Genomic DNA, 15,861 nt, shown 5'->3' with positions numbered 1-15,861 from the left:
CGATATGGGCAATCAGATCACAGTTCGTAAAGCGGAAGGCAAGTGGGTGGTACGCGCAGGCGGCGCGGTTCTGGGAGAGTCCGAGAACGCCATTGAGCTGTCCGAAGGTGACCTGCCTGCCGTGATTTATTTCCCGCGTGCCGATATCGCGATGCCGTTTCTTGAATCGTCTGACAGCCGCACCACCTGCCCGCACAAGGGCGAAGCGAGCTACTTCTCGATCGAGACCAAAAGCGAAACCATTCCTGATGCGGCATGGTCCTATGAGAACCCGAAGGCCGGAATGGAACGTATCAAAGACCACATCGCCTTCTATCAGTCTGGCAAAGTCGCGGTCGAGCAGCTGTAATTCAGGAATGCTCTTCGGCGGCGGTCGCCGCCAAAGCCCTGTTGTACGCGCTTAGCGCATCCACATGAAACAGCGCGCCCAGAAGGGCCGGCTCTTTGCCGTCTTTGCCCTGCATGACCACGGGCAGGAAACCATGCCCGGTATCCTCAAAAATCGGTAGGGCGTGTTCCAACGTGGTTTCGGGGCCAACCATCATCCCGGCCTCCATTAACGCCTGACAGGCCTCAATCGAGGCCGCACCGGGGCTATCCTTGCCGCGCATCACCACCTGCGCCGTGTAAAGCGACAGCAGGTATGCCTGCGGCCCGGCGGCCACATGTTTGCCGCCCCGTTCCAGCAGGGTCAAAAAGAAAGAGCGATCCACCAGCCGTGACGCCAACGCCGACGACATAGAAACCGCCACCATAACCGCCAGCCCGGTCTGCCAATCGCCGGTCAGTTCGAACACAATCAGCGTGGTCGATATCGGCGCCCCCAGCACCGCCGCCGCCACGGCGCCCATCCCGGCAAGCGCATAGAGCGTCTGTTCGCCCTCTACCGCCGGATAGATTGCCACGGCGACATAGCCAAATGCCAACCCGGTCAGCGCGCCCAGCATCAGTGCCGGCGAAAACACCCCGCCCCCCATGCGCCCGGCAACGGTAATCGACACAGCCACGGCCTTAAGCACCGCAAAAACCATCGCTTCCTTAAAGATCAGATTACCCGTCAACGCGGCCGAGGTCGTTTCATAGCCCACCCCGATGATATGCGGAAACCCGATGGCCAGGGCGCCCAGCATCCCCCCCGCCACAGCCGGGCGCAGCCAGCGTGGCAAGCGCAGAGCAGATTGGATCGCATTGCCCATGTCATCCGCAAAAAAGATCGCCTTCATGAAGGCCACCGCCACAAGGCCGCAAACGATGCCCAGCAGCAGGAAAGCGGGCAGTTCAAAGTAAACGGCAAGGGTGTTTTCCACCGGCAAGGAAAATTCGGTCACATCGCCAAACTTGATGCGGCTGACCACCGTGCCCGCGACCGAGGCAATGACGATCGGCGCAAACGCATGCACGGCGAAATGGCGCAACACCACCTCCATCGCGAACAAGGCCCCGGCAATGGGTGCGTTAAACGAAGCCGACACGGCCGCAGCAGCAGCACAGCCCAGCAGCTCACGCCCGGTAACGCCGCTGGCGTTGATCCGCGCCGACACCCAGCTGGAAATCAGCGCAGCCATGTGGACCACCGGCCCCTCGCGGCCCGTAGAGCCACCCGACGACAACGTAATCAGCGAGGCCGCCGCCGAGGCCAACCCGGCTTTGCGCTCAACGCGTCCATCATGCAGCGCGGCGCCTTCGATCACATCTGCCACAGACCGAACCCGCCCGTCATCGGTGAACCTGTTCAGGATCAAGCCCACGACCAGCCCCCCGCAGATCGGGATCAACAGCACATAGTACCACGGCAAGGTCTCGGCAAAACTGTGCAGCAGGCGGGGGTCTTCGACCCCGTAAAGCCAGGTCTGCAATGCTGTAATCGCCAGACGAAAGCCCAGGGTCGCAAACCCCGCCGCAACGCCAATGGCCAGCGCAATTACCCAGAATTGAAACTCGCTTGGACCCTGGCGCAAAAGCACCGCCCAGACGCGCGCCAACTCTGCGCGCGCCGATGCGATCTGGCCTTTCAGAAATTCGGGCAACGCCCCCTCCGCAACTTTCGGCCCTTTTACCCAAGGCTCGGCTGACATACCCTGCCTGAACGAACAAGCCGGAGACAAAAATGCCGATCCCTCAGGCTCTAGAAGCCCTCTCTTCCCTCTTAGGCGATCGTTTCACACGCTCCAAGCCCGATCTGGAAGCTCACGGGCAAAGTGAAGCCCATTTCACCCCCTGCCCGCCAGATGGGGTCGCCTATCCCGAAACGACGCAGGAAGTGGCAAAGATTGTGCAGATTTGTGCATCTGAACGCTGTCCAGTTGTGGGCTATGGCGCGGGCACATCGCTGGAAGCGCAGGCCATGGCAACACAAGGCGGAATCGCGGTGGATTTCGGGCGTATGAACAAAGTTCTGGAGGTCAATGCCGAAGACATGGATGTACGCGTACAGCCCGGCGTCACCCGTGAAGATCTGAACACCGAGTTGCGCGCCACGGGGCTGTTCTTTCCTGTCGATCCCGGCGCGAACGCTTCTTTGGGCGGCATGGCGGCCACGCGGGCTTCGGGGACAACCGCCGTGCGCTATGGCACCATGCGCGACAACGTTTTGGGCACGCAAACCGTGCTGGCGGATGGCCGCATCATCCGCACCGGAACGCGGGCGCGCAAATCCTCGGCCGGGTATGACCTGACCGGGCTGCTTGTCGGCTCCGAGGGCACCTTGGGCCTGATGACCGAGCTAACCCTGCGCTTGCATGGCCAACCCGAAGCCATCAGCGCCGCGATCTGCGGTTTCGACACGATCCGAAACGCGGTTGAGTGCGTGATGGCGACGATCCAGATGGGCATTCCGATGGCCCGGATCGAGTTTCTGGACGAAGACTGCGTGGAGGCCGTCAACGCGCAATCAACACTGAACATGCCTCTGCAGCCGCATCTGATGGTGGAATTTCACGGCTCAGACAGTGGCGTGGCCGAACAGGCCGAACGGTTTGGCGAAATCGCGGCAGATTTCGGCGGTGAAGGTTTCAAATGGTCCTCGCGCCCTGAAGAACGCAATGCCCTGTGGGAGGCCCGCCACCGCGCCTATTGGTCGGTATTGGCCTTGCGCCCCGGCGCAGACGGGGTTGTGACCGACATGTGCGTGCCGATTTCGCGCCTTGCCGACGCGGTCGAAGAAACCCGCGCCGACATCGCGGCCTCAACCCTGCGTGGCCCGATCATCGGTCATGTGGGCGACGGTAATTTCCATGCGCTGCTTTTGGTGGAACCGGGCAACCGCGCGGAAATGGACGAAGCGCTTAATCTGTCCGGCCGCATGGCAGAACGCGCGCTGGCGATGGGGGGCACTGTGACGGGGGAACACGGTGTGGGCCTGGGCAAGCGCAAATACATGCGCGCCGAACATGGCGATGGCTGGGATGCGATGGGTCAGATCAAACAGGCGCTGGACCCGCATAACATCCTGAACCCCGGCAAGCTGGTGCCCGGCAATTAGCCTGCCAACAAGGATTGCGCCGCCGCGCGCGCTTCGGGTGTGATTGTATCGCCCGACAGCATCCGGGCGATCTCGTCGGTGCGGTCGTCTGCGGTCAGGGGCACAACCCGCGACAGGGTCATGCCATCCACCACCGTTTTCGCCACCTGCCAGTGATGCGCGCCCTGCGCCGCCACCTGTGGCGAGTGGGTCACCACCAACACCTGCCCGCCTTCGGCCAGCGCTTTCAGGCGGCGCCCGACCGCATCGGCGGTGGCCCCACCGACACCGCGGTCGATCTCGTCGAAAATCAGGGTTTTCGAGCCATCTTCGCCGCGCAAACAAACCTTGAGCGCCAGTAAGAACCGCGACAGCTCTCCGCCCGAGGCGATCTTGTTCAGCGGCCCGGCCGGCGCCCCCGGGTTCGTGGCGACGGTAAAGCTGACGGCGTCTTGGCCGTCGGGTCCCGGTGCGACGCTGGTGATCTCGGTGGTGAACACCGCACGTTCCATTTTCAGCGGGGCCAGTTCCGTGGCCATAGCCTGATCCAGTCGCGCAGCGGCCTCTGCCCGGCGGCCAGACAGATCATCGGCGGTGCGTTGATACGCGGCGCGCGCCTCTTTGACGGCCAATTCCAGCGCCGCGATGTCGCCTTCGCCCGCATCCAGCGCATCAAGCTTGCCACGCATTTCAATCGCCAGCGTGCCCAGATCATCCGGCTGCACCCCGTGTTTGCGCGCCAGCCCCCGGATCGCGAACAGACGTTCTTCCAGATGTTCCAGTTCGGCCGGGTTGAAGTCCAGCGCCTGCAGGCAGGTTTCCACACCTTGCTGGGCCTCGCCCAGTTCCGCCAAGGCGCGGCCAAGCGCGTCGATGGCGCTGTCCAGCTGGCCTTCGGCCCCGTCTGTTGCGCCTTCCAACCAACGCAGCGCATCGCTCAAGCGGCCCTCAGCCCCATCGCCACCCATGGCGCCAAAGGCGCGGCTGATGTCTTCTCGGATGCGTTCGGCGCCCTGCATCATGCGGCGGCGCGCGTCCAGCTCTGCGTCTTCGCCCGGTTGCGGATCCAGCGCATCCAACTCGCCCATGGCGTGGCGCAGGAAATCTTCTTCTTCGCGCGCAGTGGCCAATGCCGCCAAAGCCGCATCCAGAGCCTTTTGGGCCTGTGACAGCCCCCGCCATGCGTCGCGTGTTGCATCCAGATACGGCGCGAACCCGCCGAAAGCATCCAACAAAGCCCGGTGCCCACGCGCATCCAACAGCCCGCGATCATCATGCTGGCCGTGCAACTCTAACAAGCACTCTGACAGATTGCGCAGCACCTCGCCCGACACCCGGCGGTCGTTAACCCATGCGGTCTTGCGGCCATCGGCCTTGTTGATACGGCGCAGGATCAGAGTGTCATCAACGGGCAATCCGGCGTCGTCCAGCACCGCCAAAGCCGGATGGCCATCTGACAGGGCAAACTCGGCGATCACCTCGCCCTGATCGGCACCCGCGCGCACCAGTTCGGCCCGGCCTCGCCAGCCCAAAACAAAACCCAACGCGTCCAGCAATATGGATTTGCCCGCCCCGGTTTCACCGGTCAGCACGTTCAACCCGGGCTGAAACTCCAGCACAAGATGATCAATGATCAGCAGGTCACGGATTTCGAGATGACACAGCACAGATCGCCTCAGAGCCACTCGCCCTTGAGCATCTGGCGATAAATCTTGCGCAACCAACCGGTGGAAACGGGATCAGGCTCCAGCCCTTGGCCCTGCAACAGGGCATAGGCGTCCTCGTACCATTCAGACGACTGGAAGTTATACCCAAGGATCGCACCGGCGGTCTGGGCTTCGGCCGTTAGGCCCAAGGACAGATAGGCCTCCATCAAACGATAAAGCGCTTCAGCTGTGTGAGAGGTCGTCTGGAAATCTTCGACGACCACACGGAAACGGTTGATGGCAGCGGTGTGGTGATTGCGCTTCAGATAATAGCGACCGATCTCCATCTCTTTGGCGGCGAGATGGTTGAAAGCCAGATCGAACTTCAGGATCGCGGATTGGGTGTATTCACTGTCCGGGTAAATCTCGACCAGAGTGCGCAACGATTGCAGTGCCTGAAAGGTCAGCCCCTGATCACGTCCCACCAGATCAATCTGGTCGTAATAGGTCAACGCAAGCAGGTATTGAGCATAGGCCGCGTCTTCATCTGCCGGATAGAAGTCGATGTAGCGCTGCGCCGACAGGCGAGAGGCTTCGTATTCTTGCGCTTCGTACAGCGCATAAGCCTGCATGATCAGCGCGCGTTTGGCCCATTCGGAATAGGGGTAAAGGCGTTCAACCTCGGCAAACAACTGCGCCGCTTCGTCGGCACTGCGCTTGCCCTGGCCAAGTTCGAACTCGCCCTTTTCAAAGATTTCCTGAGCCGAGTAAGCCTCAATCGGGATTTCGCGATTGCCGCCACCGCAAGCCGCCAAAAACAGCACCAGCGAAGTCGCACTGGCCCAAGTTGCGCGTGCTCTGATCTTGCCCATGAACCGCATAACCCCACTGTCTGCTTTCACGCGGCGCGTTCAAGGCGCCGTCCGTCCCCGTTCTCCTAGCACAGAAAAATCCGGTGCAAAACGTCTTTGCGCCGGATTTTACATCACTTAGGCGACGGCCCGCAGGTCTGCTGGTTTGACACCCACGCCGGGCAGCACCCGGGCGGTGTCGGCATCGCAGATTTCCATGCGGTAGGCATCGGGTTGCGCAAACAGGGCGCGCAGCAATTCGTTGGTCAGCGAGTGCCCGGCCCGATGACCGCTGTAACGGCCCAAAATCGGAGCGCCAGCCAGTGCCAGATCACCCAACGCATCGAGCATCTTGTGACGCACCGCTTCGTCGCTGTGACGCAAGCCACCCGGGCTTAGAACCTTGTCGCCATCAACGACAACTGCGTTTTCGACATTGCCGCCAAGGGCCAGACCATTGGCATGCATGTATTCAACATCTGCCTGGCGGCAAAAAGTACGGCTGTCGCACAGTTCACGCACGAACGTGCCGTTGGCCATGCTCAGGCTCTTGTCTTGCTGGCCGATGGCCGCGTCGGCGAAGTCAATGTGAAAGTCGATTTCAAGGGTGTCAGCAGGCGACAGACGGGCCACGGCATCGCCACGGCGCACTTCGACCTCGCGCAGCACGCGGATCACCCGGTTGGGTGCATCCTGCCGCTGGAAACCGCATTTGATAAAGGCTTCGACAAACTGGGCAGAAGAGCCATCGAGGATCGGAACCTCAGGGCCGTCCACCTCGATCAAGGCGTTCTGAATGCCACAGCCTGCAAGGGCGGCCATGATATGCTCCACGGTCGAGATCGACACCCCGGCGTCATTCACCAGACGGGTGCAAAGCGGAACCTGTTCAGCAGCGTCCCAGCGGGCCGGGATCAACGGGTCAACCCCGGTCACATCGGTCCGACAAAACCAAATTCCGTATTCAGCAGAAGCGGGCAGCACTGTCATATGCGACGGCTTGCCGGAATGAAGACCGGCCCCGGAAAAGACAGCAGAAGTTTTCAGCGTGGTTTGCAATATGCACCCAATTGTTACGTTCCGGGCATCCCCCGATCCCGGCACTCACGACCTACGCAGTCGGGGCTGGCAACTCAACTCAATCTTTGTAACCGGCTGAAACATAGGCCTGAACACGTCGGCAGATTCTTGCCAACAGTTTTATGACATGCGGTTAATGCCCTGTTTTAAAACAGAAAAAGGGCCGGGAAACCCGGCCCTTTCTTGCACATGTTGCAGTGCAGAATTTAGTTTGCCTGACGGCGCAGGAAGGCGGGAATCTCAATCCGCTCTTGTTCGGCATCCAGCTCGGGGTCTTCGGTGTAACCCTGAACCGGCGGCTGAGGACGTGCCTGCGGCTCGCTGCGCGCAGGGGCTTCACCGCCGTGACCGGCCATGCGGTTAATCAACGACCCAATGCCAAAGCGCGCTTTGTCGGCGGGTTCGGCAGCTGCCTCAGGTACGGGCGCGGCAACCGGTGCAGGCGCAGCGGCAGCCGGACGTGGCACAGGGGCTCCCTCACGCGGTGCTTTCGAAACGGCGGCCTGCAAACGGGCCAGTGCCTCGGGCGATGGGGTGCCCGGCGCACGCGGCTTGGGCGCAACAAAGACTTCCTCTTGCGGCTCTTCGGGCATCGCATAAGCAGCCGGCGCGGCGGCAGCTTGCGGCTGATAGGCCGGAGGCGGCAGATCGCCGGTTTCTTCGTCCTGCGCAAAGATGTCTTCGGCCTGCTCTTCGGCGGTTTGACTGTCAAAGCCGGGGAACAACGAAGGCTCTTGGGCTGCGGGTGCAGCGGCTTGCGGCGCGGCTGGCGCGGGCACTTCTGCGGCGGGCGCAGGCGCGGCTTCAGGTGCTGCGGTTTGCAGCGGCTCGGCCAGACGGCGGCGCGGAACCGGTGTTTCAGCAACCGTTTCCGAAGCGTCGATACCCGTGGCCACGACCGAAACGCGCATGGTGCCGTCCATCGAGGTGTCCAAGGTCGAGCCGACAATGATGTTGGCCTCGCTGTCCACTTCCTCGCGAATGCGGTTGGCGGCCTCGTCCAGTTCAAACAGGGTCAGATCATAGCCGCCCGTGATGTTGATCAGCACACCGCGCGCACCGCGCAGGCTGATTTCATCCAGCAGCGGGTTGGCGATGGCTTTCTCGGCGGCCTGAACGGCGCGATCTTCGCCCGTGGCCTCGCCGGTGCCCATCATGGCTTTGCCCATCTCGTCCATCACTGCGCGCACATCGGCGAAGTCCAGGTTGATCAGACCGGGGCGCACCATCAGGTCGGTCACGCCCTTCACACCTTGATACAGCACGTCATCGGCCATGCTGAACGCTTCGGTGAACGTTGTTTTTTCGTTGGCCAGACGGAACAGGTTCTGGTTCGGGATGATGATCAGCGTGTCGACGACCTTTTGCAGGGCCTCAACACCCTCTTCAGCCTGACGCATCCGCTTGGCGCCTTCAAACTGGAAGGGTTTGGTCACAACGCCGACGGTCAGAACGCCCAACTCACGCGCGGCTTGCGCGATGATCGGGGCTGCGCCGGTGCCGGTGCCGCCACCCATGCCAGCAGTGATAAAGCACATGTGGGCGCCCGCCAGATGATCAACGATTTCCTCAATCGTTTCTTCCGCTGCGGCTGCGCCAACCGAAGGACGCGCGCCTGCGCCCAGACCTTCGGTGACTTTCACGCCCATCTGGATCTTGGCTGCCGAAGAGTTCTGCTGCAGAGCCTGCGCATCGGTGTTCGCGGTTACGAACTCCACGCCTTCCAGCTCTTTCTCGATCATGTTGTTAACAGCGTTTCCGCCTGCACCACCCACACCGAACACGGTGATCCGCGGCTTCAATTCCTCGGTGCTACCCGGCATGGAAAGGTTCAGTGTCATCTTAAGTCCGCCTGTTTTTATACGCCTGTCACACGATGAAACGCGCGCGGCACTACCCTTATTGCAGGTGATTCTAGCGAGATCGTCACAGATCGTCATCAAAAAAACGACTAATCCCCACAAAATATGGGGAATTAGCGCCTAATATCAGCGGCATTTCGCCAATGACACTGGATTTGGGGGTTACCAGTTGTCGCGGAACCATCGCATCGCGCGCTTCAAAGAGCGCGCAGGATAACGTTCAGCGGGAATGTCAAAGTCCCAACATTCGTCTTGGGGATGGGCCGCAAACAGGCACAACCCAACAGAAGACGAAAACGCCGGCCCCGTCGCCGCCTGCGGCAGGCCCTGAACGCGCAGCGGACGTCCCAGGCGCACCTGTTGCCCCAGAATGCGGCTGGCCAGACCATCAAGACCCGGAATTTGGCTGCCCCCGCCCGTCAGAACGATCTGCTGGCTGGGCAGGTGGTCAAACCCTGCGGCCTCAAGCCGGGCGCGGACATCTTCAAGGATTTCCTCGACGCGCGGACGCATGATCCCGATCAGCTCGGTCCGGCTGACGGAGCGCCGGTCATGTTCGTAATCGCCACTGTCGCCGCCGATCTCGATCATCTCGCGGTCGTCCATGCCGGTCGCGACCACGCCGCCATAAAAGGTTTTGATGCGCTCGGCGGTGCTCAGCGGCACCTGCAGCCCCTTAGAAATATCCGAGGTCACATGATTGCCGCCCAGACGCACGCTGTCAGCATAAATCATGTGTTTCTTCATAAAGATCGACAGGCCGGTGGTTCCGCCGCCCAGATCAATACAGGCGGAGCCCAGCTCCTGTTCGTCTTCCACAAGGCTGGAAACGCCCGACACATAGGCCGAGCTGGCCAGACCGGCCAGTTCCAGATCGCAGCGTTTGATGCAGTAAATCAGGTTCTGCACCACGTGGGTGTCGACCGTCAGCAGGTGCATATCGCAGGCCAAACGGTTGCCGATCTGCCCGCGCGGATCGCCCAGGCCCGAGCGATGATCCAGCGCAAAATTCACCGGTTGGGCGTGCAGAACCTCGCGGCCCTCGCCGAAATCGGGCACATCACAGGCCGCAAGGCTGCGCGCCACATCCTCTTCGGTCACGACACTATCCGACAGCTCAACAGAGCCATCCAGCCCATAAGAACGCGGCTGCGCCCCGGCCAGACAGGCGATCACATGATCGACCCGCAGGTTGGCCATCTTTTGCGCCGCCTGCACTGCGGTGCGAATGGCGCGCTCGGTTTCCTGCATGGCGTCGATCTCGCCAAACTGCACCCCGCGTGAACGCGTGGTTGCCGCGCCAATCACCCGAAAGCTGGACTGCCCCGCCAGTGACCCGATCCCATCGTTTTCACCAAAGCGATCCGGCCCATCAAAGCGCAGCACCAGACAGGCGATTTTCGAACTGCCAATGTCCAGAATGGCCACCACACCGCGATCCATTGCCGCCTTACGCATGCGGCGCATCGCCCGTTGGGATTGGTACAGATCAATCATTGGTTAAGCGCTCCTGACTCGATTGTTCTTATTCGCTGCATCTCGGACACGGCCCCGGGCGCAAGGCGCAGGGTCGGGCGGTCAGCGTTTCGCATATCAACGACCATCAGGTCGCGTTCCAGCATATCTTCGGCCTGATTAAGCGCGATCACACGCTCAAGTGCAGCCACGGCGCCCTGTTCGGGCAGCATGATCCGTTGTTCGCGGTCCAGCACCACATCCCAGCGCCGTTCGCCCACACGGACCAAGCCGCGCAACCGCGGGGTCAGCGGGCGGGCGGCGGCCAGTATTTGCAGCGCCTCGGGCACCTGCGCATCAGCGCCATCCCCGGCAATCAATGGCAAATCGGCCCGGTTGGCCCGGTGATCCAGCGGCGCGACCCGGTGCCCATCCGCATCCAGAAGCTCAAGCCCATCCCGACCGCGCCACACGATGGCGGGCACGCGCTCGGTGATCTCAATTTCAAGAATACCGCCGGGACGAATGCGCAATTCGGCCTTGGCCACAGCATCCAGCCCGGCCACGGTCTGGCGCATCTGCTCAAGATCCAGATCAAAAGAGGTCACCGGAAAATCCAGCGGCAGAACTTCGCGGATGTCTTGATCAATTTCCGTCGACGCCCCCTGAATGGACATCAGGCGGACCATGAATTCGGGGCGTTCTTCCACCGCGCGACGCAGATCAGAAACCTGAAGCATCAGCTCCTCGCGCCGGGTTTCATCTGACAAAAAGACACCGGCACAAAACAGGATGGTAAACGCCGGCAGACCAACACGCAAAAACGCCCGAAACAGCGGCGTCAGCCACAGCCGGTTCATCCGATAGGCCATCCGCGTGGGCGCAGGATCGCGACGCGGCGCGTTGGGCGCGCTTACATCCGCCATAGGCCCAAAACCGGCGCAATGCCCGGCCCCTGTACCTTGAATCCCTGTTCCCGCAGCGCGGTGCGCTGTTGTGACAGACTCGTCCCGTAAACCGGGGCCCGGCCTGCCTTTACCGCCACTGTCGGGGCTGTCCTGCTCGACATGCCCGCCTCATTTTCAACCGGGCTTTGCGCCCTTTTGGTGTTATTTCTGCGGGGCCGGTTCACCGACCCTCTTGATCTCCCACTCTAGCTTGATCCCGCTATTTTGGAAAACCCTTTTTCGCACTTCTTCGCCTAATGATTCGAGATCGTGCGCAGATGCATCACCTGTGTTGATCATAAAGTTGGAATGCTTTTCAGACATTTGCGCGCCACCGATGGAAAAGCCACGCAAACCGGCGTTATCAATCACCTTCCAGGCCTTCAGGTCATGCACATCATCGGCACGCCCCGTCGATGAAAACCCGGCCGGATTGCGAAAGGTCGAACCTGCACTGCGGTCCTTGGTGGGCTGGGTGGCGTCACGTTTGGCCAGCTGTGCCTCCATGCGGGCGTTCAGCTCGGCCGGATCGCCCAGTTCGGCCTCAAACACCGCGTCCACCAGAACCGCATCATCGGGCAGGTCCGAGTGACGATAGGCAAAATTCAGATCCTCCGGCGTCAGCGTGACCATCTCGCCCGAGCGCAGAACGACCCGCGCGCTGATCAGATGATCAGCGACATAGCTGCCATAGCAGCCTGCGTTCATCTTGACTGCCCCGCCTATTGCCCCCGGGATGGTGCGCAAAAAGGTCAGGTCCAGCCCCGCGTCCGCCGCTTTGCGCGCGGCCATCCCGTCGGGCATCGCAGCGCCAATCGTGGCGCGGTTGCCGTCGATCTGAATGCCATTAAACCCGCGCCCAAGCCGGATCACCACGGCCCGCAGCCCGCCATCGCGCACGATCAGGTTTGACCCTGCCCCCAACGGAAACACCGGCACATCCGGGTCCAAGGCCGCCATGAAATCCTGCAAATCCTGCAGGTCCGCCGGTTGAAACAGCACATCCGCCGGGCCACCCACACGCAGCCATGTCAGCTGCGACAGGGGTTTGTCATGGGTCAGGGTGCCGCGCACCTCTGGCAGGTTGATCATTCTTTCTCGGCCCCCTTCAGCCCCAATCCGTAAAAAAGCGCTGACAACACCGCCGTCGCCCCCCAGGGAAGCACCACCGCAACCGGGCTGACCGCGCCAAAACCATTACGCGCCAGCTCGGCCCGAACCGACAGGAATGTCAGCGCCACCGCAGCGGAATACATCGCAAAGATCACCGCAAACGGCCCCGGCGCCCGCCGCAGCCCGTGCATCAGCGCCTGATAGGCCACAACGGGCGACGCGGCCCATGTGGCATAGACCAAGACTTCGGTAAAACTTTGCATGTCGTCCCTCAGGGCTGCTCTTTACCGCGCAATTGGCGTTTGCACCAGCGGGTCAGATAGATCACCGGCCAGCGCAGGATCACCCCCATCACGGCCAGCGCGATCAAACCCCAGAACACGCCGTTCTGCACCGTAACAAAAACGACCAAGGGAGCGCCCAAGGCGATCAGCCCGTAAGCCGCGTACCACGACTTGCGCCCGGGCATCACCACCATCGACAGGGCAGCCAGCAGCACCCAGCAGCACAGCAAGATCAGGGATAATGTCATTTGAGCACCTTCCAATGCCTTAGCAACGCTTTCAGCGGACGCCGGAACATTGAAAGGATCGCCGCCAGCACCGCCAGAACAATCCAGACACTATGTTGGTTGGCCAGGAAAACCAACAGCGGCACGGCCGCGATCAGCAAGGCCAAACCTGGGATGTACTGATAGCGCATCGGCAAAAACGCCACGCCCGTCGCCGCCAGCACCCAAAGCGCGGCCAGGATCAGGGATGCGGTCAATGGCCTGCCCCGAAACTGACGCCCAGCGCGGCGATCGCCGCGACCAACCCGACCACCGGCACGATCATCGGCACTTTGAACGGCGCCTCTGGTTCACGGCGCTTCAAAGCGATCAGCGACAGGTTCACCAGAACAAAGACGCCCAACAGCACCGTTGAGGTAAAACCGGCCAAGGTGGCCACCGGCAGGGCCATTGCCGCACCGATCACCAAAACGCCGACCAAAGCGGTCGCCCGTGCCGGAGTGCCAAAACGCGGATGGGCATGATGGAATATCCCAAAGGCTGCCTCGCGTTTGCCCAAGCCATACAAAACCCGCGCCGCCATCACGATCTGCGCCAACACCCCGTTCAGCGCCGCCGCCACCGCGATCAGCGCCAGAAAGGCCGCGCTTTGACCGGTGGCGTATTCCCACACCAAGGCCAACGGTTGTTCGCTGACCGCCAGAATATCCTGCGGCACGGCGCGCACAGCGGCAAAGCTGACCAAACCATAGATGACCGAGGTAATCGCCAAAGACCACAGGATCGCTCGCGGCAGGTTGCGCGCGGGGCGTTCGACCTCTTCGGCCATGTTGACGATGTCTTCAAACCCGATGAAGGCGAAAAAGGCCAAGACGGCCCCTGCCCCGACCCCGGTCCAAACGATCTGCGGTGGCGCGCTGAACGCCGCGACAGGCGCGGCCGTGCCCCCGGCCCAGATCACCGCGGCCAATCCGGCCAGTTCAATTACCGTGAACACGGCGGCCACGGCCAAGCTCTCCAGCGCGCCCAAAATCGCCACGCCAACCAAAGCCACGCCGATCCCAACAACGACCCAGTCAAACGGCAAATCCACGACCGAGATCAGATAGCCCCCGCCCCCCCTGAGCACCGCCGCCGCCGACACTGTCCCCGCAAAGACAATCCCCAAGCCAACGATCACCGATAACAGATGCGAGTTCAGCCCCTTGGCAATATACGCCGCTTCGCCTGCGGCCTCAGGGATGCGGGTGGACAGCTCGGCATAAGACAAGGCCGAGGGCGCAGCGATCAACCCGGCAATCACAAACGCCAAAGGCGCATAGACCCCAGCCTGTGCCACCACGGCACCGACCAGCACATAAATGCCAGCCCCGACCATGACACCCACGCCATAGGCGGTGAGCAATCCAAACCCGATCCGACGTTTCAGATGTTCAGACATGTTGTGCCCCATCAATGAGCGCGCGCAGGGCAATTGAACGCCTTTGCGCGACCGGGGGCAAGGGGGGCGACGTCGCGTTAGCTGTTTAAACGCGCGGGCAGGCCGTTGGCCCAGGCGGAAATTGTACCCGCGCCCAGACAGACGACCATGTCGCCCGGTTGGGTTTCGGCGCGCACCAGAGCCTCCAGCTCGTCTTCGGAATTCACCGCCAGCGCGTGGCGGTGGCCGTGGGCTGTCAGGCCAGCCAGCAGGTCATCGCGGGTGGCGCCCTCTATCGGGTCTTCGCCGGCGGCGAATACCTCGGCGATGCCCACCACGTCGGCCTCGTTGAAACAGGTGCAGAAGTCTTCGAACAGGCTGGCCAAGCGGGTATAGCGGTGCGGCTGGTGCACGGCGATCACCCGGCCTTCGCAGGCTTGGCGCGCGGCTTTCAGCACGGCGGCGATTTCGACCGGGTGGTGGCCGTAATCGTCGATGATGGTGACGCCGTTTGCTTCGCCCACCTTGGTGAAGCGGCGGTTCACACCTCGGAATTCGGCCAGCGCGGTGCGGATTTCATCGGCCTTCATGCCCAGATGGCGCGACACGGCGACGGCGGCCAAAGCGTTGGACACGTTGTGATCCCCCGGCATCGGCAGGGTGCAACCTTCGATCACGACATCCTCGGCCTGAAGCGCAATGTCGAAATGGGCGACGCCCGCCTTGTAGGTCAGGTTCACCGCGCGCACATCGGCCTGCGCGTTAAAGCCAAAGGTCACGACGCGGCGGTCGGTGATGCGGCCCACCAGCGCCTGCACTTCGGGGTGGTCGGTGCAACACACCGCCAGACCGTAGAACGGAATGTTCGAAACAAACTCGTGGAAACCATCGCGCAGGCGGTCGAAATCGCCCCAATGTTCCATGTGCTCGGGGTCGATGTTGGTGACGATGGCAATGGTGGCAGGCAGACGGTTAAAGGTGCCGTCGCTTTCGTCGGCCTCAACCACCATCCAGTCGCCCGCACCCATCCGCGCGTTCGAGCCATAGGCGTGGATAATGCCGCCATTGATCACGGTCGGGTCAATGCCACCGGCGACCAGCAGCTCGGCCACCATTGTGGTGGTGGTGGTTTTGCCATGCGTTCCTGCGACAGCAATGTTGGAGCGCAGGCGCATCAGCTCGGCCAGCATCTCGGCGCGGCGCACGACGGGCAGACCGCGGCGGCGGGCTTCGTCCAGCTCGGGGTTGCCGGGCTTGATCGCGGAAGAGATCACCACAACGGCGGCATCTGCCAGATGCTCGGCCCGTTGACCCAGAAAGATCGTCGCACCCAGTTTTTTCAGCCGGTCGGTGATTTTACTAGCCTTCAGGTCTGACCCCTGAACGGTATACCCAAGGTTCAGCAGAACCTCGGCGATGCCCGACATGCCAATGCCGCCAATACCGGTGAAATGGATCGGGCCCACATCGGTGGGAAGCTTGGTGGCGGCTGCGTTCATCTCGTCTCGTCCTTCTG

15 protein-coding genes are annotated in these 15,861 nt (G+C 61.9%); 2 read left to right on the top strand and 13 right to left on the bottom strand.

The window, feature by feature from the left end; translation table 11 throughout:
• The first annotated feature begins 4 nt into the window (after positions 1-4).
• Complete coding sequence (locus tag ATO10_RS00125; RefSeq protein WP_035246560.1) at positions 5-349, top strand: DUF427 domain-containing protein; 345 nt, start codon at positions 5-7, stop codon at positions 347-349.
• 1 nt (position 350) lies between these two features.
• Here ATO10_RS00125 and ATO10_RS00120 read toward each other — a convergent pair whose 3' ends face one another.
• Positions 351-2,075, bottom strand: a complete 1,725-nt coding sequence (locus tag ATO10_RS00120) for a chloride channel protein (protein ID WP_081806376.1) — start codon at positions 2,073-2,075, stop codon at positions 351-353.
• A 32-nt stretch (positions 2,076-2,107) separates the two neighbouring features.
• Here ATO10_RS00120 and ATO10_RS00115 point away from each other — a divergent pair, with 32 nt between their 5' ends.
• Positions 2,108-3,481: an FAD-binding oxidoreductase gene (locus tag ATO10_RS00115; RefSeq protein WP_035246556.1), complete on the top strand. Its 1,374-nt coding sequence runs from the start codon at positions 2,108-2,110 to the stop codon at positions 3,479-3,481.
• Here the strand turns inward: ATO10_RS00115 and recN are convergent.
• From recN to murC, 12 genes are all read right to left on the bottom strand, one after another.
• Positions 3,478-5,127: a DNA repair protein RecN gene (recN, locus tag ATO10_RS00110; protein WP_035246553.1), complete on the bottom strand. Its 1,650-nt coding sequence runs from the start codon at positions 5,125-5,127 to the stop codon at positions 3,478-3,480. The two genes, ATO10_RS00115 and recN, sit on opposite strands and share 4 nt — an antisense overlap.
• An 8-nt stretch (positions 5,128-5,135) precedes the next feature.
• Positions 5,136-5,978, bottom strand: coding sequence for an outer membrane protein assembly factor BamD (locus ATO10_RS00105; RefSeq protein WP_035248153.1), 843 nt, complete (start codon positions 5,976-5,978; stop codon positions 5,136-5,138).
• 117 nt (positions 5,979-6,095) lie between these two features.
• A complete protein-coding gene (gene lpxC / locus ATO10_RS00100) occupies positions 6,096-7,016 on the bottom strand; it encodes a UDP-3-O-acyl-N-acetylglucosamine deacetylase (protein WP_035246552.1) in 921 nt (306 codons plus the stop codon).
• A gap of 227 nt (positions 7,017-7,243) precedes the next feature.
• The gene (ftsZ, locus tag ATO10_RS00095; RefSeq protein WP_035246550.1) at positions 7,244-8,878 is read right to left on the bottom strand and encodes a cell division protein FtsZ; all 1,635 of its coding nucleotides are present in this window, start codon (positions 8,876-8,878) and stop codon (positions 7,244-7,246) included.
• Positions 8,879-9,061: 183 nt separating this feature from the next.
• On the bottom strand, positions 9,062-10,396 hold the full coding sequence (gene ftsA, locus ATO10_RS00090; RefSeq protein ID WP_035246548.1) for a cell division protein FtsA: 1,335 nt from the start codon (positions 10,394-10,396) through the stop codon (positions 9,062-9,064).
• Positions 10,393-11,280 (bottom strand): cell division protein FtsQ/DivIB, encoded by an 888-nt coding sequence (locus tag ATO10_RS00085; protein ID WP_035246546.1) that lies wholly within the window; start codon positions 11,278-11,280, stop codon positions 10,393-10,395. Before ATO10_RS00085 ends, ftsA begins: the two co-directional genes overlap by 4 nt.
• Before the next feature lie 183 nt (positions 11,281-11,463).
• Positions 11,464-12,393 carry a UDP-N-acetylmuramate dehydrogenase gene (gene murB, locus ATO10_RS00080; protein WP_035246543.1) on the bottom strand — a complete coding sequence of 310 codons (930 nt, stop codon included), beginning with the start codon at positions 12,391-12,393 and terminating at the stop codon, positions 11,464-11,466.
• On the bottom strand, positions 12,390-12,677 hold the full coding sequence (locus tag ATO10_RS00075) for a hypothetical protein (protein ID WP_035246541.1): 288 nt from the start codon (positions 12,675-12,677) through the stop codon (positions 12,390-12,392). The genes murB and ATO10_RS00075 overlap by 4 nt, the downstream gene beginning before the upstream one ends.
• Positions 12,678-12,685: 8 nt before the next feature.
• Positions 12,686-12,946 carry a DUF2484 family protein gene (locus ATO10_RS00070; RefSeq protein ID WP_035246538.1) on the bottom strand — a complete coding sequence of 87 codons (261 nt, stop codon included), beginning with the start codon at positions 12,944-12,946 and terminating at the stop codon, positions 12,686-12,688.
• On the bottom strand, positions 12,943-13,182 hold the full coding sequence (locus ATO10_RS00065; RefSeq protein WP_035246536.1) for a DUF2484 family protein: 240 nt from the start codon (positions 13,180-13,182) through the stop codon (positions 12,943-12,945). Before ATO10_RS00065 ends, ATO10_RS00070 begins: the two co-directional genes overlap by 4 nt.
• Positions 13,179-14,366: an APC family permease gene (locus tag ATO10_RS00060; protein ID WP_035246534.1), complete on the bottom strand. Its 1,188-nt coding sequence runs from the start codon at positions 14,364-14,366 to the stop codon at positions 13,179-13,181. The genes ATO10_RS00065 and ATO10_RS00060 overlap by 4 nt, the downstream gene beginning before the upstream one ends.
• 77 nt (positions 14,367-14,443) lie before the next feature.
• Positions 14,444-15,844: a UDP-N-acetylmuramate--L-alanine ligase gene (murC, locus tag ATO10_RS00055; RefSeq protein WP_035246533.1), complete on the bottom strand. Its 1,401-nt coding sequence runs from the start codon at positions 15,842-15,844 to the stop codon at positions 14,444-14,446.
• Between the last annotated feature and the right edge of the window lie 17 nt (positions 15,845-15,861).

The organism is Actibacterium atlanticum, from assembly GCF_000671395.1.
Lineage (GTDB): Bacteria > Pseudomonadota > Alphaproteobacteria > Rhodobacterales > Rhodobacteraceae > Actibacterium_D > Actibacterium_D atlanticum.
Note: the sequence above shows the minus strand (reverse complement) of the source record. Positions and strands in the feature narration are given on the sequence as shown.

Coding starts and splice junctions, on each gene's coding strand:
- ATO10_RS00125 (WP_035246560.1), top strand. CDS start 5: ATGGGCAATCAGATCACAGTTCGTAAAGCGGAAGGCAAGTGGGTGGTA.
- ATO10_RS00120 (WP_081806376.1), bottom strand. CDS start 2,075: ATGTCAGCCGAGCCTTGGGTAAAAGGGCCGAAAGTTGCGGAGGGGGCG.
- ATO10_RS00115 (WP_035246556.1), top strand. CDS start 2,108: ATGCCGATCCCTCAGGCTCTAGAAGCCCTCTCTTCCCTCTTAGGCGAT.
- ATO10_RS00105 (WP_035248153.1), bottom strand. CDS start 5,978: ATGGGCAAGATCAGAGCACGCGCAACTTGGGCCAGTGCGACTTCGCTG.
- ftsZ (WP_035246550.1), bottom strand. CDS start 8,878: ATGACACTGAACCTTTCCATGCCGGGTAGCACCGAGGAATTGAAGCCG.
- ftsA (WP_035246548.1), bottom strand. CDS start 10,396: ATGATTGATCTGTACCAATCCCAACGGGCGATGCGCCGCATGCGTAAG.
- ATO10_RS00085 (WP_035246546.1), bottom strand. CDS start 11,280: ATGGCGGATGTAAGCGCGCCCAACGCGCCGCGTCGCGATCCTGCGCCC.
- murB (WP_035246543.1), bottom strand. CDS start 12,393: ATGATCAACCTGCCAGAGGTGCGCGGCACCCTGACCCATGACAAACCC.
- ATO10_RS00075 (WP_035246541.1), bottom strand. CDS start 12,677: ATGCAAAGTTTTACCGAAGTCTTGGTCTATGCCACATGGGCCGCGTCG.
- ATO10_RS00070 (WP_035246538.1), bottom strand. CDS start 12,946: ATGACATTATCCCTGATCTTGCTGTGCTGCTGGGTGCTGCTGGCTGCC.
- ATO10_RS00060 (WP_035246534.1), bottom strand. CDS start 14,366: ATGTCTGAACATCTGAAACGTCGGATCGGGTTTGGATTGCTCACCGCC.
- murC (WP_035246533.1), bottom strand. CDS start 15,844: ATGAACGCAGCCGCCACCAAGCTTCCCACCGATGTGGGCCCGATCCAT.